Source organism: Streptomyces sp. NPDC048504, assembly GCF_043200035.1.
Taxonomy (GTDB): domain Bacteria; phylum Actinomycetota; class Actinomycetes; order Streptomycetales; family Streptomycetaceae; genus Streptomyces.
Genome location: NZ_JBICXA010000001.1, coordinates 864,636 through 880,373 on the forward strand (window position 1 = coordinate 864,636; position 15,738 = coordinate 880,373).

The following is a 15,738-nucleotide window of genomic DNA, read 5'->3' on the forward strand; positions in this document are numbered from 1 at the left end:
CCGGATTTCCACAGGCTTTCCCGTACGGCACGGCTGTGCGACCGCCCACAGCCTGTGGACAACCGGACCTCCCTCGAACCGATCGCGTTAACATGACGAGAAATCGTCCGGTACCCGGAGCGGACTGGAACGGGAAGGCCGCCGTCGCGTGAGTACATTCCAACAGCCAGAGCCCAAGGACCGCCCCGCGCGGCTCGCCGTCGGGGTAGTCGGCGCCGGCCGGGTGGGACCCGCGCTGGCCGCCTCGCTCCAGCTGGCCGGGCACCGCCCGGTGGCCGTCTCCGGGGTGTCCGACGCGTCCAGGCGACGGGCCGCGCTGATGCTCCCGGACGTGCCGGTCGTCACGCCCGCGCAGGTCCTGGAGCGCTCCGACCTGGTGCTGCTGACCGTCCCGGACGACGCGCTGCCCGGGCTCGTGGAGGGCCTCGCCGACACCGGGGCCGTACGCCCGGGGCAGCTCCTTGTGCACACCTCCGGGCGGTACGGCGCGCGGGTCCTGGACCCCGCTCTGCGCGTCGGCGCGCTGCCGCTGGCCCTGCACCCCGCGATGACCTTCACGGGCACTCCGGTGGACGTCCAGCGGCTCGCCGGATGCTCCTTCGGGGTCACCGCGCCCGAGGAGCTGCGGCTGGCCGCCGAGGCCCTGGTGATCGAGATGGGCGGCGAGCCCGAGTGGATCGCCGAGGAGAGCCGCCCGCTCTACCACGCGGCCCTCGCGCTGGGCGCCAACCACCTGGTGACCCTGGTCGCCGAGTCCATGGAGCTGCTGCGCACGGCCGGCGTCGAGGCCCCCGACCGGATGCTCGGCCCGCTGCTGGGCGCCGCCCTGGACAACGCCCTGCGCTCCGGCGACGCGGCGCTCACCGGCCCCGTCGCGCGCGGGGACGCGGGCACGGTCGCCGCGCATGTCACCGAGTTGCGCAAGCACGCCCCGCAGACCGTCGCCGGCTATCTGGCGATGGCCCGCGCGACCGCCGACCGGGCCCTGGCCCACGGGCTGCTCAAGCCGGAGCTCGCCGAGGACCTCCTCGGGGTGCTCGCCAACGGCACCGAGGGAGATGCCGGATGACCGCCACCCTGCTGCGCACCGCCGAGGAACTGCACGCACGCACGCGTGCGGGCCGTCGCGCCGTCGTGATGACGATGGGCGCCCTGCACGAGGGCCACGCCACCCTGGTCCGCACGGCTCGCGAGATCGCCGGACCGGACGGCGAGGTCGTGGTCACCGTCTTCGTGAATCCGCTGCAGTTCGGCAAGGGCGAGGACCTCGACCGCTATCCGCGCACCCTGGACGCCGACCTCAAGATCGCCGAACTGGCGGGCGCCGACGTGGTGTTCGCACCCTCCGTGGACGAGGTCTACCCCGGCGGCGAACCCCATGTCCGCATCTCGGCGGGCCCCATGGGCGAACGCCTGGAGGGTGCGGTCCGCCCCGGTCACTTCGACGGCATGCTCACCGTCGTCGCCAAGCTGCTGCACCTCACCCGTCCCGACGCCGCCCTGTTCGGCCAGAAGGACGCCCAGCAGCTCGCCCTGATCCGCCGCATGGTGCGCGACCTGAACTTCGGCATGGACATCGTCGGCGTGCCGACCGTCCGCGAGGCCGACGGCCTGGCCCTGTCCAGCCGAAACCGCTATCTGTCCCCCCGGGAGCGGCGCACCGCGCTCGCCCTCTCCCAGGCGCTGTTCGCGGGCCGCGACCGGCACGCCGCCCAGGAGGCGCTCCGCGCGCGGGCCCGTGAGGTGCCCGCCACGCACGCGCGTGCCGAGGCGCTCAGCGCCATAGGGGAGTCCCGCGCGGCGGCCGACGCGCACGCCGTCGCCAAGGCGGCTCCCGGCCCCGGCAACCCGGCCTCCGTCCGCGCCGCCGCCCGCCTGGTCCTCGACGACGCCGCCCGCCTGGACCCGCCGCTCGCCCTGGACTACCTCGCCCTGGTCGACCCCTCCGACTTCACGGACATCGACGAGGACTTCACCGGCGAGGCCGTCCTCGCGGTCGCCGCCCGGGTCGGGACGACCCGGCTGATCGACAACATCCCACTCGCTTTCGGAACCCTCGGAGCCGCCTCGTGACCAGCACAGGCATACGACTGCACGCGCCCGCCCCCGGGTGGTCCATCGACGCGGACGTGGTGGTGGTCGGCTCCGGAGTGGCCGGCCTGACCGCAGCCCTGCGCTGCGAGGCGGCGGGCCTGCGGGCGGTCGTCGTCACGAAGGCCCGCCTCGACGACGGCTCCACCCGCTGGGCCCAGGGCGGTATCGCCGCGGCCCTAGGGGAGGGCGACACCCCCGAACAGCACCTGGAGGACACCCTGGTGGCCGGTGCGGGCCTGTGCGACGAGGAGGCCGTACGGATCCTCGTCACCGAGGGCCCCGACGCCGTACGGCGGCTCATCGAGACCGGTGCCCACTTCGACGAGTCCTCCGAAGGAGGACTGGAGCTGGCCCGCGAGGGCGGTCACCACCGGCGCCGTATCGCGCACGCGGGCGGCGACGCGACCGGCGCGGAGGTCTCCAGGGCGCTCGTCGAGGCCGTACACGCGCGTGGCCTGCGCACGATCGAGAACGCGCTCGTCCTCGACCTCCTGACGGATGCCGACGGCCGTACCGCGGGCGTCACCCTGCACGTCATGGGCGAGGGCCAGCACGACGGTGTGGGTGCCGTGCACGCGCCCGCGGTGGTCCTCGCGACCGGTGGCATGGGGCAGGTCTTCTCGGCGACCACCAACCCGTCCGTGTCGACCGGCGACGGGGTCGCCCTCGCCCTCCGCGCGGGCGCCGAGGTCTCCGACCTGGAGTTCGTGCAGTTCCACCCCACCGTGCTGTTCCTCGGCGCCGACGCGGAGGGCCAGCAGCCCCTCGTCTCCGAGGCGGTGCGCGGCGAAGGCGCCCACCTGGTCGACGCCGACGGCGTGCGCTTCATGGTGGGCCAGCACGAACTGGCCGAGCTCGCGCCCCGGGACATCGTCGCCAAGGGCATCATGCGGCGCATGCAGGAGCAGGACGCCGAGCACATGTTCCTGGACGCCCGGCACTTCGGTGCCGACATGTGGGAGCACCGCTTCCCGACGATCCTCGCGGCCTGCCGCAGCCACGGCATCGACCCGGTCACCGAGCCCGTCCCCGTCGCCCCGGCCGCCCACTACGCCTCCGGCGGCGTCCGCACCGACTCCCGGGGCCGTACGACCGTCCCCGGCCTGTACGCGTGCGGCGAGGTCGCCTGCACCGGCGTGCACGGCGCGAACCGGCTCGCCTCCAACTCCCTCCTCGAAGGCCTCGTCTACGCCGAGCGGATCGTCGCCGACATCACCGGCAACCAGGCCGAGAACGCCCTCCACGCGCGTGTGCCCGAGCCGGTCCCGCACCCCCAGAAGCCCGCGCACCCCCTGCTCGCCCCTGAGGCCCGCTTCGCGATCCAGCGGATCATGACCGAGGGCGCGGGCGTCCTGCGCTCCGCCGACTCCCTCGCCCAGGCCGCCGGACAGCTCCAGCGACTGCACAGCGACGCCCGTGACGCCCTCGACGAGAACGGCAAGACCGCCGAGCCCGGCGTCGACACCTGGGAGGCCACCAACCTCCTGTGCGTCGCCCGCGTCCTGGTCACCGCCGCCGCCCGGCGCGAGGAGACCCGCGGCTGCCACTGGCGCGAGGACCACGCCGACCGCGACGACACCGCATGGCGCCGCCACATCGTCGTACGGCTGAATCCCGATCGCACGCTGGCCGTACACACCACGGACACCGCAGACTTCCCCCCGACCCGGCAGCACCGTCCCCAGGAGCAGTGACAGAAGTGAGCACCCACGACCTTCCCCTCGCCGACAGCGGTGGCTGCGGCGACGGCTGTGCCTGTGGCTCGGGCGAAGATGCCGAGTACATGGAGTGCGGCCTTGATCCCGCGCTCGCCGAGCTCCTGGCGGACGCCGGACTCGACCCCCTGGAGGTCGAGGACATCGCCAATGTCGCCATCCAGGAGGACCTGGCCGGCGGCGTCGACGTGACGACCGTGGCGACCATCCCCGAAGAGGCCGTCGCCACCGCCGACTTCACCGCGCGCGAGGCCGGTGTCGTGGCGGGCCTGCGGGTCGCCGAAGCGGTGGTCTCCGTGGTCTGCACCGACGAGTTCGAGGTCGAGCGGCACGTCGAGGACGGCGACCTCGTCGAGGCCGGACAGAAGCTCCTGTCGGTCACCACGCGCACGCGTGACCTGCTGACCGCCGAGCGCAGCGCGCTCAACCTCCTGTGCCGCCTCTCCGGCATCGCGACCGCCACGCGCGCGTGGGCCGACGCCCTGGAGGGCACCAAGGCGAAGGTCCGCGACACCCGCAAGACGACGCCGGGACTGCGCTCCCTGGAGAAGTACGCGGTCCGCTGCGGCGGTGGCGTCAACCACCGCATGTCCCTCTCGGACGCGGCCCTCGTCAAGGACAACCACGTGGTCGCCGCGGGCGGCGTCGCCCAGGCCTTCAAGGCCGTACGGGAGGCCTTCCCGGACGTTCCGATCGAGGTCGAGGTCGACACCCTGCACCAGCTCCGTGACGTCCTGGACGCGGGCGCCGACCTGATCCTCCTGGACAACTTCACGCCCGGGGAGTGCGCGGAGGCCGTCGGTATCGTCCACGGCCGCGCCACCCTGGAGGCCTCGGGCCGGCTCACCCTGGACAACGCCAAGGCGTACGCCGACACCGGGGTGGACTACCTCGCCGTAGGCGCCCTGACCCATTCCGCGCCGATCCTGGACATCGGCCTCGACCTCCGTGAGGCGCAGTAGTCATGCTCCTCACGATCGACGTGGGCAACACGCACACCGTCCTGGGCCTGTTCGACGGCGAGGAGATCATCGAGCACTGGCGCATCTCCACGGACGCGCGCCGCACCGCCGACGAACTCGCCGTCCTCCTCCAGGGCCTGATGGGCATGCACCCGCTCCTCGGAGAGGAGCTGGGCGACGGCATCGACGGCATCGCGATCTGCGCCACCGTCCCGTCCGTCCTGCACGAACTGCGCGAGGTCACCCGCCGCTACTACGGCGACGTCCCCGCGGTCCTCGTCGAACCGGGCGTCAAGACCGGCGTCCCGATCCTCACCGACAACCCCAAGGAGGTCGGCGCGGACCGCATCATCAACGCGGTCGCCGCGGTCGAGCTCTTCGGCGGCCCGGCGATCGTCGTCGACTTCGGTACGGCGACCACGTTCGACGCGGTCTCCGCGCGCGGGGAGTACATCGGCGGTGTCATCGCCCCCGGGATCGAGATCTCGGTCGAGGCCCTCGGCGTCAAGGGCGCCCAGCTGCGCAAGATCGAGGTGGCCAGGCCGCGCAGCGTGATCGGCAAGAACACCGTCGAGGCGATGCAGTCGGGCATCGTCTACGGCTTCGCCGGTCAGGTCGACGGTGTCGTCACCCGGATGGCCAAGGAACTGGCCGACGACCCGGAGGACGTCACCGTCATCGCGACCGGCGGCCTCGCCCCGATGGTCCTGGGCGAGGCCTCGGTCATCGACGAGCACGAGCCCTGGCTGACCCTGATCGGCCTGCGGCTGGTGTACGAGCGGAACGTCTCACGGATGTGACCTGGTGAGCGGCGCCGGGCAGCGGCTGACCCCCGCCGGCGTCGCTCAGGCGCGCCCAGCGGGTGCTGTCGCGCCCGACGGAGCCGTAATGCCAGCGCAGTGCGCCTGCCCCGCGCGGTAGCGCCGTCGCCGCCCGCCCCGGGCGAAAAGCCCGCGCCACACCCGCCCCCTATGTCGAATTTGTCTGATTAGCGCGTATCGTCGGCACATGCCCACGCCATACGGATCCCGCGGCGGCATGGCGTTCGGTGCGGAGGAGCTGCGTGTGCTCCGTCGCGCCCTCGCCCTCGCCCTCCAGCCCCGAACCGCCTCGGCCGAGGATGTCCAGGACTGTCTCCGGCTCGCCGAATCGCTCGACGAGGCGGTACGCGAGGGAGTCCGACTGCGCGCCTTCCTGGTCGCCGACCTCGCCCGGTACCGCGCCGCCCTGCCCGGCACCACCGCCGGCTACCTCACCCTCCTGGAGGAGGCCCTCGGCGCCGGGTACCGCCCGGACGTCGACGACCTCTCCGCGCTGAGAGCACTGCGCGGGAACCCCTCCGCGGCCGCCCTCCTGGACCGCTGCCTCACCCTCGCCGAACAGGACGTACGCGCGCGCCTGGCCCGCCGTACGACCGCCAGGACCGCCGCCCCGACCGTCCCCGCCTCGCGCACCCGCCTCCTGGCGCTCCCTGGAGGTCTCTCCGGCGGCTTTCGCGCGACCGACGGCGAACTGGTCGGGGAGGACGCCAAGGAGCCCGTACGCAAGCCCGTGGAGCGGCCCGGCGGGCGGCCCGTGCCGGCGCCCGCGCCCGCGGCGCCGAAGCCGTCGCGGCCCATCCCCACCCCCGGCGAGGTCTTCCCCCGGCGCAAACCGGCACCACCTCCCGCGAACCCGTCGCAGCGGCTCGCCGCCGGCTGAACCGACCCCGTCCCGTCCTCCTTGGGGCCCGTGGCTACTCTGGGGGCATGGACTATGTCTCCGCGCTCGTGCCCCCGGTCGTCATGGCCGTGTTCTTCATCGGACTGATCCGGGTCATCGTGAAGACCCAGGGCGGGGCCATGAAGGCCAAGGAGGACGCGGCCGTCGACGCCGCCATCGCGCGCGCGGAGAGCGCCCGCCAGGCCTCTTCGGCCGCCGACGCCTGAACCCTCCGTTTTCCGCGGCGCCTTCAAGGGCGTACGACTCCTGCATGCGCACGCGTGCTTTCCGAGTCGTACGCCCTTTTTGTTCCTTTTCCACTATGGTTCTGAGCTGTGCCTCGCCCATTGGGAGAACTCGAAGACTCGGTCATGACGCGGGTGTGGAAGTGGAACCGCCCGGTGACCGTTCGAGAAGTCCTGGAAGACCTTCAGCGGGAACGGTCCATCGCGTACACCACGGTGATGACCGTTTTGGACAATCTCCATCAGAAGGGCTGGGTGCGTCGTGAGGCGGAAGGCCGGGCCTATCGATATGAGGCGGTCTCCACACGGGCCGCCTACTCCGCCGCCCTGATGAACGACGCCTGGTCCCAGAGCGACAACCCCGCGGCCGCTCTCGTCGCCTTCTTCGGGATGATGAGCGACGAACAGCGTGAGGCCCTCCGCAGCGCCGTACGCATCGTCCAGGGACCGGAAACACCCGAACCCGCGGATGGCGTCCAGAACCCCGGCTCCGCGCCCTCGGGCGGCGGGCGATAGCGTCCGCTCATGTCAGCAGAGCACCCCGAAGTCACCGCGAAAGCCATCACCGTCCGGCGGGCCCGGACCGGCGATGTCGAGGCGGTGCGCCGACTCCTTGACGCCTACGTCCGCGGTCGCATCCTGCTCGACAAAGCGACGGTGACTCTTTACGAGGACATCCAGGAGTTCTGGGTCGCCGAACGGGACGACAACGCCGAGGTCGTCGGCTGCGGGGCACTGCATGTCATGTGGGAAGACCTCGCGGAAGTCCGCACTCTCGCGGTGAAGCCCGGCTTGAAGGGTGCCGGTGTGGGCCATCAGTTGCTGGAGAAGTTGCTGCACACGGCTCGCTGGCTAGGCGTTCGTCGCGTTTTCTGTCTCACCTTCGAAGTGGACTTCTTCTCGAAGCACGGCTTCGTGGAGATCGGTGAGACACCTGTTGACACCGATGTCTACGCGGAGCTGTTGCGTTCCTATGACGAGGGCGTGGCGGAGTTCCTCGGTCTCGAACGAGTGAAACCGAACACCTTGGGCAACAGCCGGATGCTTCTGCATCTGTGATCGCGGCCCCCAATTCGGCCGGGTCGCCCTGCCCAGGTTCCCTATGTCCGAAACGCGCATCTTTCTGGACGAGGGAGGTCACTCGGTCTCTCCCAGGGGTTTGTGTTTTTCCAGCAAAAGCGGTTTGCTTTCCGACGTACTGCAGTACTGCATATAACAGGGGACGGCGAAACGGCGGACGCCGCAGACCCCAGGCCCGCAAGTAATCGATGAAAGGAAATCCGGTGGCACAGAAGGTTCAGGTCCTTCTTGTCGATGACCTCGACGGCGGCGAGGCGGACGAGACAGTGACGTTCGCGCTGGACGGCAAGACGTACGAGATCGATCTCACCACCGCGAATGCGGACAAGCTCCGTGGACTTCTCGACGCTTACGTGAAGGGCGGGCGCCGTACCGGTGGCCGCGCTTCGGGCGGTCGCGGAAAGGCGCGTGCCGCAACGGGCGGCAGCCAGGACACCGCGCAGATTCGCGCGTGGGCCAAGGAGAACGGCCACGACGTGAACGACCGCGGTCGTGTTCCCGCGGCCATTCGCGAGGCCTACGAGAAGGCCAACGGCTGAGCGCAGGAGCGCCGCAGCCGTACCCGGTGGCACTGAGTGGCCATCGTGTCCACAAGTCGTACGAGATCAGGGGCGTGCCCAACGCCCCCCACGGCCGGCATTGTCGGCAGCGAGGCCTCGACCTCGCACCCCGGCTCGGGGGGTCGCAGCCACACGGCGGCCCCCTGCAAGGGACGCGAACTGCCCGCGGGGAACGGTTGCACCTTCGCGACCCCCGAGCCCGGCAGTGGTGCCCCTGAGGGCCTCGCTCCGGGGAACGACGGCGCCTCCATGTGCCCGTCCGCGCCCAGCGCCACCAGATCCAGCGTCGGCGCCAGAGCGCCCCACTCCAGCCAGTCCAGCAGCCCCGGAAGTTCCTCCGCGCTGCCCGCGGCCACCAGAAGCCGCATCCGGTCGCCCCGTACGGCCACCGGAGAGTCCGGGCCCAGTCGCCAGAGCGCCGCGGCGCCGGCCTCGACCGGCACGTCCAGGACGTCGAAACGCAGGCCCGTGACGAGCCGTAGCGGCTCTCCGGGCACCGTGCGCCACCCCAGTTCGTTCTCGTACCAGTTCCGCTGCCACTCGTCCGGATCGAGCGGGCGGCGGGGGAGCGGGACCGTGCCGAGAGGGGGGACTGTGCGAACCATGCCAAGAGCAACCGCCGAAGCGGGCCGGGAGTTACGCTGGGTGGTCCAACGAATGCGCTGGGTACGGGAAACGGGGGCGTTCGGGGGTGCGGCGCGGCGCAAGGTTGTTCGCCCGTAGCGGAGGGAACCGGTGCGAACGGCATGGAGTGTCAGTCCGTACGGGTAAGACAATCCCTAGTGGGAGGGGGCGACACGCAGAAAAGGGCGTCTCACGTTCGCCATCGGCGTACTCATGGTGAGGGTAACTGCCTGGCCTGCGGGAACATCGTCTCGCACCATCAGGTTGGAGCAGATGTCGGCGTTCGGGTTCAGGAGGCAGTGTTGGATCTCGGTCCGGTGTCGGCAGTTGGAATGAGCGGTCCCCGCTTGCGGGACTAAGCTGCGGAAGGACAGGGAGGGGAGCGTCCCCTTACTGCCTGACCGCTCTGAGGAGCGATTAACGATGTTCGAGAGGTTCACCGACCGCGCGCGGCGGGTTGTCGTCCTGGCTCAGGAAGAAGCCCGGATGCTCAACCACAACTACATCGGCACCGAGCACATCCTCCTGGGCCTGATCCACGAGGGTGAGGGTGTCGCCGCAAAGGCCCTGGAGAGCCTCGGCATTTCGCTTGAGGCGGTCCGCCAGCAGGTGGAGGAGATCATCGGACAGGGCCAGCAGGCGCCGTCCGGTCACATCCCCTTCACCCCCCGAGCCAAGAAGGTCCTGGAGCTCTCGCTCCGCGAGGCCCTTCAGCTGGGCCACAACTACATCGGCACGGAGCACATCCTGCTCGGCCTGATCCGTGAGGGCGAGGGCGTCGCCGCCCAGGTCCTGGTCAAGCTGGGCGCTGATCTCAACCGTGTGCGGCAGCAGGTGATCCAGCTGCTCTCCGGTTACCAGGGCAAGGAGACCGCCACCGCCGGCGGCCCTGCGGAGGGCACCCCCTCGACGTCCCTGGTCCTCGACCAGTTCGGCCGCAACCTCACCCAGGCCGCTCGTGAGTCCAAGCTCGACCCGGTCATCGGGCGCGAGAAGGAGATCGAGCGGGTCATGCAGGTGCTGTCCCGCCGTACGAAGAACAACCCGGTCCTGATCGGTGAGCCCGGCGTCGGCAAGACCGCCGTCGTCGAGGGCCTCGCGCAGGCCATCGTCAAGGGCGAGGTGCCCGAGACCCTCAAGGACAAGCACCTCTACACCCTGGACCTCGGCGCGCTGGTCGCCGGCTCCCGCTACCGCGGTGACTTCGAGGAGCGCCTGAAGAAGGTCCTCAAGGAGATCCGCACCCGCGGCGACATCATCCTGTTCATCGACGAGCTGCACACGCTGGTCGGTGCGGGTGCCGCCGAGGGCGCCATCGACGCCGCTTCGATCCTGAAGCCGATGCTGGCCCGCGGTGAGCTGCAGACCATCGGTGCGACGACGCTGGACGAGTACCGCAAGCACCTGGAGAAGGACGCGGCCCTTGAGCGCCGCTTCCAGCCCATCCAGGTCGCGGAGCCGTCCCTGCCGCACACCATCGAGATCCTCAAGGGTCTGCGCGACCGGTACGAGGCGCACCACCGTGTCTCCATCACGGACGAGGCGCTCGTGCAGGCCGCCACGCTGGCCGACCGGTACATCTCGGACCGCTTCCTGCCGGACAAGGCGATCGACCTGATCGACGAGGCCGGTTCCCGGATGCGCATCCGCCGGATGACCGCGCCGCCGGACCTGCGCGAGTTCGACGAGAAGATCGCCGGCGTCCGCCGCGACAAGGAGTCCGCGATCGACTCGCAGGACTTCGAGAAGGCCGCCTCCCTCCGCGACAAGGAGAAGCAGCTCCTGGCCGCCAAGGCCAAGCGGGAGAAGGAGTGGAAGGCCGGCGACATGGACGTCGTCGCCGAGGTCGACGGCGAGCTGATCGCCGAGGTCCTCGCGACCGCCACCGGCATCCCGGTCTTCAAGCTCACCGAAGAGGAGTCCTCCCGGCTCCTCCGCATGGAGGACGAGCTCCACAAGCGGGTCATCGGCCAGAAGGACGCCGTCAAGGCGCTCTCGAAGGCGATCCGTCGTACGCGTGCGGGCCTCAAGGACCCGAAGCGTCCCGGTGGTTCGTTCATCTTCGCCGGCCCGTCCGGTGTCGGTAAGACCGAGCTGTCCAAGGCGCTCGCCGAGTTCCTCTTCGGTGACGAGGACGCGCTGATCTCCCTCGACATGTCGGAGTTCAGCGAGAAGCACACGGTGTCGCGGCTCTTCGGTTCGCCCCCCGGATACGTGGGCTACGAAGAGGGCGGCCAGCTCACGGAGAAGGTCCGCCGCAAGCCGTTCTCGGTCGTCCTCTTCGACGAGGTCGAGAAGGCCCACCCGGACATCTTCAACAGCCTTCTCCAGATCCTGGAGGACGGTCGCCTGACCGACTCCCAGGGCCGGGTCGTGGACTTCAAGAACACGGTCATCATCATGACGACCAACCTCGGCACGCGGGACATCTCCAAGGGCTTCAACCTCGGTTTCGCGGCCACGGGTGACACGAAGTCCAACTACGAGCGCATGAAGAACAAGGTCTCGGACGAGCTCAAGCAGCACTTCCGCCCCGAGTTCCTCAACCGCGTCGACGACGTCGTCGTCTTCCCGCAGCTCACGCAGGAGGACATCCTCCAGATCGTCGACCTGATGATCGGCAAGGTGGACGAGCGCCTCAAGGACCGGGACATGGGCATCGAGCTCTCCCAGGCCGCGAAGGAGCTCCTCTCCAAGAAGGGTTACGACCCGGTGCTGGGCGCGCGTCCGCTGCGGCGCACGATCCAGCGCGAGATCGAGGACACGCTCTCGGAGAAGATCCTCTTCGGCGAGCTGCGTCCCGGGCACATCGTGGTCGTGGATGTCGAGGGCGAGGGCGACGCGAAGACCTTCACCTTCCGGGGTGAGGAGAAGTCGGCGCTTCCCGATGTGCCGCCGATCGAGGATGCCGCCGCTGGTGGCGCGGGTCCGAATTTGAGCAAGGAGGCGTAAGGCTCAGCGGTTTGGGTTTTACGGCTGGGAGAGGGGCCGGTGCCTTTTGGGCACCGGCCCCTTTTGCTTGTTCAGAGGCGTGGCACTTCTATTACCTCGGCCGTGGGGAAGATTTCAGCGTACATGTCGTGGGAGGTCGCGCCCCCGTAGGTCCAGATGGTCAGCGTGCGCAGGCCTGGAAGGCGGGAGGCGAGGGTGCGAAGCCGACTTGGGTGCGCATCAGGGGCGGAAAGGCGGAGGGACTCGATGGAAGGCAGTTCTGGCATGACATCCACGGCGTAGCCGTTGAGCTGCCCGCTCAAGGCGAGGTGCCGCAGGGCGGGCAGGCCTTTCACTCTCCGCCAGTCTCTGGCGCTCAGTGGGGCGCGTGGTTCATCGAGGCGGAGCGTGGTGAGGGTCGGCCAGTGTTCCAGACCGCGTATGCCGGTGGAGGCCATCGTGTCCCAGCCCAGGTTCAGGTACTCCAGAGGCGCGTCCACGGGCAGGTGGTCGGGAAGCTGTCCGCCCTCCGGGAACGACTGGTCCAGGGAAAGCCGGGTGAGCCCGGACAGGGTGCGCAGACCTGTAGTGCGCCCGATGCGGAGACATGTCAGGTCTGTCAGGGGCGTTTTTGACAGGGCTGCCAAGGAGCGGACGTTGACGCAGTTCTGAAGCCGCAGCTCGGTCAAGGACCGGAAGGCCATCAATTCGTCCAGAGGACCTATGTCGTCGTTCCTCACAAAACTCAGCAGGTTGACGGCGTTCGGATCCACGATGGCGTCGACTATCTCGCCTATGCCGTGCGAACCGGTGAGCGTCAGTCTGGACCAGGGGCGCATCAGCCGCAGTGCCGCCAACTGTTCGGACGATGCGCAGCCCATGAAGAGACCGTCCCGGAGCAGATGGTCAAGGACCTCGACCGCGTACTCCCGGATGTCGAACCGGTCCCACGTTCCCGTGAGTTGACGCCGCACGCCGAGGGACGGATGGCTGCGGAAACGTCGCAGTACACCGAGGGCACCGTCGGGTTCCTCCGCGCCCAGGACCGAGGCGGTAACCGTGACGGCCCTCGCTTCATCGTCCGTCAGCCCTTCCGGCCCCGGCAGCAACTCCAGGACCAGCGGCCCGGCCTCGGCCAGCTCCTTTCCTTCCGCCGTCGTACGCGGCGGAATCAGCGCGGCGGCTCGTTGCTCCACCTGCGCCCGCACCGCCGGATCCAGCGCTGTCGCATGCTCAAGGCACGCCAGCGCCAGCAGGGTCAGGCGGGGGCTGTCCCGGGCCAGCAACTGCCTTAGCACTACGACCCGTTCGCGCGGCCGGGCGTGGGCCACCGCCATGCGGATGACGTCCTCCCACTGGGTGTCGTCCGCGTGACTGGTGAGGACGTCGAGGTGGCCCTCCTCCACCGCGTGCCGCGCGCCCAGGTAGTCCTGGAAGGTGCGGTGGACGAAGTCGACGACACCGTCGGCGGGTTGGCGGAGCAGGCCGCTTCTCAGCAGCAGGTCCCGTAGTACCGTCCTGGCGTCGCCCTGCCCGGCGACCGTGGGCAGGCATCGTTCAACGATTCCCTCCGCTGTCTCCTGGTCCATCTCCGTGCGGCCGCTCAACACCAGGGCGTACGCGAGGCGTTGGAGGATCTCCAGCTGAGCCTCCTCGCCCAGTTCCGCTCCCTCCAGCGCGCCCATGCCCCGCTCCCGGTCCCGCCGAGCCAGCAGCATTGTCAGAGCCGCGTCGTACAACTCCTTGCGGCCTGTGGGGAGATAGCCCCGGCGTTCGCGATGCAGGGCGCAGATCAGGCCGCACATCAGGGGATTGGTGGCGAGTCGCGCCAAGTCACGCTTCGTCCGCAGGGAGTCGAGAAGCGGGACCTCGTACTCCGGGGCCTGGGCCGCCGTGTGCCAGCGCTCGACGAAGGTCTTCACCTCGGAGCGGCGCATCGGGACCAGGGTCAGTTCGTGGAAGCCCTCGGAGGCCAGCCAGTCGGGGCGGATCGCGGTGGGGCGGGAGGTCAGGAGCCAGCGGTTGCCCGGGAAGGCTCGGATCAGGGACTGGAGCCAGTCGCGGGTGCGGTTGCGGTCGGCTGAGGGGATTTCGTCCAGGCCGTCGACGAGGACCAGGGCTCGTCCGGCGGTCAGGACGCGTTCCGTCCAGCCCTCCGGTGGGGTGTAGGGGCAGGCGGTGGCTGTCAAGAAGGCTTCGGGGGAGGGGAGTTGGCCGGTGCGGATCAGGGTGCGCAACGGGAGGACGTACGGGATGCGGTCGCCGTCCCGCGCCGCCGTCACCGCGAGCCACTGCACCAGCGTCGTCTTGCCCGAACCCGCGTCGCCGCGCAGCAGTACGCGGTCGTGGGTCGACAGGGCGTCCTCGGCCGGGAGTTGGACGGTGAAGGCGGCACCCGAGTGTTCGTCGGGGAGCTGCCGTTCCTCCGTCTCCGCTGCTTCCAGGCTGAGGTACGCCACCTCCAAGGGCCAGCGGTCCGGAGAGTCGCGGAGGTCGATGCCGTAGATGGTGATGTGGTTGTGGCGCTCGGCGACGTACGGGAGGTAGCGGCGTTCGAAAGCGCGGTCGTGGGCGCCGGGGCGTGGGGTGCGGGCGATCAACTCGTCGACGCGGGCGATCAGTTCGGCTTGCGTCCGGGTCTGTTCCACTAGCGTGCGGGCCACGAACGTGGACCTGCGGGTGAAGAACTCCAGGATCTGGAGGCAGGCCCACTCGGTGGCGTTTCCGAGGAAGTAGCGGGCGTCGGTGGAGAGTCCGTCGGGGGCAGGGGCGCCGTGCTCCAACTGCCTTGCAAGTTCCCGGTGTCCGAGGCGTACGGCCTGGACGTCGTCCATGTCCAGGTCGCCCAGGGCGAGCAGGCGGCGGGCCAACGCGTCGGCCACGGCGGTCTGTTCGTCGGGTGGGAAGGGGGTCTCGCCGGGGGAGTCCACCGCCCGCGCGACCAGGTGGGCGGCGAGCTTGTGGACGTCCTTCTCCGTCAGGGTGCGTTTCTCGCCCTTGAAGGAGACGAGGGAGGACAGGCGGACAGGTTTGTCGACCAGGCCCGCGCCGGGTGCGTCGGGCACGAACAGCTTCTTCAGCAGCGGTGTGATCAGGCTTGACGCCAACTTGCCACCGAGTACCGCGGGTTCCATCCGCCGCCTCACCCCCGTCGTCGAGCGAACGGACGGAGCCTAACGGCTCACGACAACTGGCCGTCGTAGTCCGGCAGTTTGAAGGTCTTCTCGGCGTGGCCGCCCGACAGGTCGGTGGCGCTGTTGCCGATGTTCGCGATGATCGTGTAGCCCTTGTTCTCGATCGTGGTGCGCTGGGCCGTCTTGTAGTCGGCGACGTCCTTGAAGAGGTCGAGGAGGCCGCGTACGTAGAGGCCGTCGACGTCGTAGCCGTCGTGTTCGAGGTTGTACTCGGTCGGCAGGTAGATGATGCCGGGGCGGGCCGTGACGAAGAACAGCGAAACGCCGTGTTCCTGGGCGTACTTGGCGACCGCGAGGACCGGCTTGTTGGCCGGCTGCGGCCAGCTGAAGCCGAAGTCGGTCTCCAGGGTGGTGTTGTCGATGTCGAAGACGATCGCCTGCTTCTCGCCGGGCTCGGTGGCCGCGATGCGCTGCTTCAGGTAGGGCAGGGCCTGGTTCATCACCGTCTGGCAGTCTGCCTGCCAGGTGGCGTAGTCCACCGTGGCGGTCGCGGTGGTGGTGCTTGTCGTCGCGGCCTCCGCGGGGACGGTCAGCGTCGCGAGGGCGGCCGCGGTCACGGCGACTATGGCGGTACGGCGAGCCCAGGGGCGTCGTCTCGTCATGGGGGTGGGGGTTCCTCTCACGTCTATGCG

The 15,738-nt window shown here is 69.8% G+C and carries 14 protein-coding genes; 11 read left to right on the forward strand and 3 right to left on the reverse strand.

The annotated features are described in order from the left end of the window. Positions 1–148 precede the first annotated feature (148 nt). The 10 genes from ACGFY9_RS04050 (at position 149) to ACGFY9_RS04095 (ending at position 8,336) form a co-directional block, all read left to right on the forward strand. Complete coding sequence (locus tag ACGFY9_RS04050; RefSeq protein WP_366497602.1) at positions 149–1,069, forward strand: DUF2520 domain-containing protein; 921 nt, start codon at positions 149–151, stop codon at positions 1,067–1,069. Next, entirely contained in the window at positions 1,066–2,073 is a 1,008-nt protein-coding gene (panC, locus tag ACGFY9_RS04055; RefSeq protein ID WP_393751654.1) for a pantoate--beta-alanine ligase, read from the forward strand. Before ACGFY9_RS04050 ends, panC begins: the two co-directional genes overlap by 4 nt. Then, entirely contained in the window at positions 2,070–3,788 is a 1,719-nt protein-coding gene (locus ACGFY9_RS04060) for an L-aspartate oxidase (protein ID WP_393751656.1), read from the forward strand. Before panC ends, ACGFY9_RS04060 begins: the two co-directional genes overlap by 4 nt. A 5-nt stretch (positions 3,789–3,793) precedes the next feature. After that, entirely contained in the window at positions 3,794–4,771 is a 978-nt protein-coding gene (nadC, locus tag ACGFY9_RS04065) for a carboxylating nicotinate-nucleotide diphosphorylase (protein WP_393751658.1), read from the forward strand. Between the two features lie 2 nt (positions 4,772–4,773). Next, complete coding sequence (locus ACGFY9_RS04070) at positions 4,774–5,571, forward strand: type III pantothenate kinase (protein WP_393751660.1); 798 nt, start codon at positions 4,774–4,776, stop codon at positions 5,569–5,571. A 238-nt stretch (positions 5,572–5,809) separates the two neighbouring features. After that, a complete protein-coding gene (locus tag ACGFY9_RS04075) occupies positions 5,810–6,472 on the forward strand; it encodes a hypothetical protein (protein WP_393751798.1) in 663 nt (220 codons plus the stop codon). Between the two features lie 47 nt (positions 6,473–6,519). Next, positions 6,520–6,699 carry a hypothetical protein gene (locus tag ACGFY9_RS04080; RefSeq protein ID WP_033286119.1) on the forward strand — a complete coding sequence of 60 codons (180 nt, stop codon included), beginning with the start codon at positions 6,520–6,522 and terminating at the stop codon, positions 6,697–6,699. A 144-nt stretch (positions 6,700–6,843) separates the two neighbouring features. Further along, on the forward strand, positions 6,844–7,233 hold the full coding sequence (locus ACGFY9_RS04085; RefSeq protein WP_393751662.1) for a BlaI/MecI/CopY family transcriptional regulator: 390 nt from the start codon (positions 6,844–6,846) through the stop codon (positions 7,231–7,233). Between the two features lie 9 nt (positions 7,234–7,242). Beyond that, positions 7,243–7,776 carry an amino-acid N-acetyltransferase gene (locus ACGFY9_RS04090; RefSeq protein WP_019064250.1) on the forward strand — a complete coding sequence of 178 codons (534 nt, stop codon included), beginning with the start codon at positions 7,243–7,245 and terminating at the stop codon, positions 7,774–7,776. A 224-nt stretch (positions 7,777–8,000) separates the two neighbouring features. Continuing rightward, the gene (locus ACGFY9_RS04095; RefSeq protein ID WP_033286117.1) at positions 8,001–8,336 is read left to right on the forward strand and encodes an Lsr2 family protein; all 336 of its coding nucleotides are present in this window, start codon (positions 8,001–8,003) and stop codon (positions 8,334–8,336) included. Here the strand turns inward: ACGFY9_RS04095 and ACGFY9_RS04100 are convergent. Next, positions 8,315–8,962, reverse strand: coding sequence for an SCO3374 family protein (locus tag ACGFY9_RS04100; protein WP_393751664.1), 648 nt, complete (start codon positions 8,960–8,962; stop codon positions 8,315–8,317). The genes ACGFY9_RS04095 and ACGFY9_RS04100 overlap by 22 nt on opposite strands. A gap of 442 nt (positions 8,963–9,404) precedes the next feature. Between ACGFY9_RS04100 and ACGFY9_RS04105 the strand changes: the two genes are divergently transcribed. After that, entirely contained in the window at positions 9,405–11,933 is a 2,529-nt protein-coding gene (locus ACGFY9_RS04105; RefSeq protein WP_328830748.1) for an ATP-dependent Clp protease ATP-binding subunit, read from the forward strand. Between the two features lie 71 nt (positions 11,934–12,004). On the opposite strand, the gene ACGFY9_RS04110 is transcribed toward ACGFY9_RS04105, so the two are convergent. Both ACGFY9_RS04110 and ACGFY9_RS04115 read right to left on the reverse strand, forming a co-directional pair. Continuing rightward, a complete protein-coding gene (locus tag ACGFY9_RS04110) occupies positions 12,005–15,046 on the reverse strand; it encodes an NACHT domain-containing protein (protein ID WP_393751666.1) in 3,042 nt (1,013 codons plus the stop codon). Positions 15,047–15,093: 47 nt separating this feature from the next. After that, positions 15,094–15,708 (reverse strand): HAD family acid phosphatase, encoded by a 615-nt coding sequence (locus ACGFY9_RS04115; RefSeq protein ID WP_393751668.1) that lies wholly within the window; start codon positions 15,706–15,708, stop codon positions 15,094–15,096. Positions 15,709–15,738: the final 30 nt, after the last annotated feature.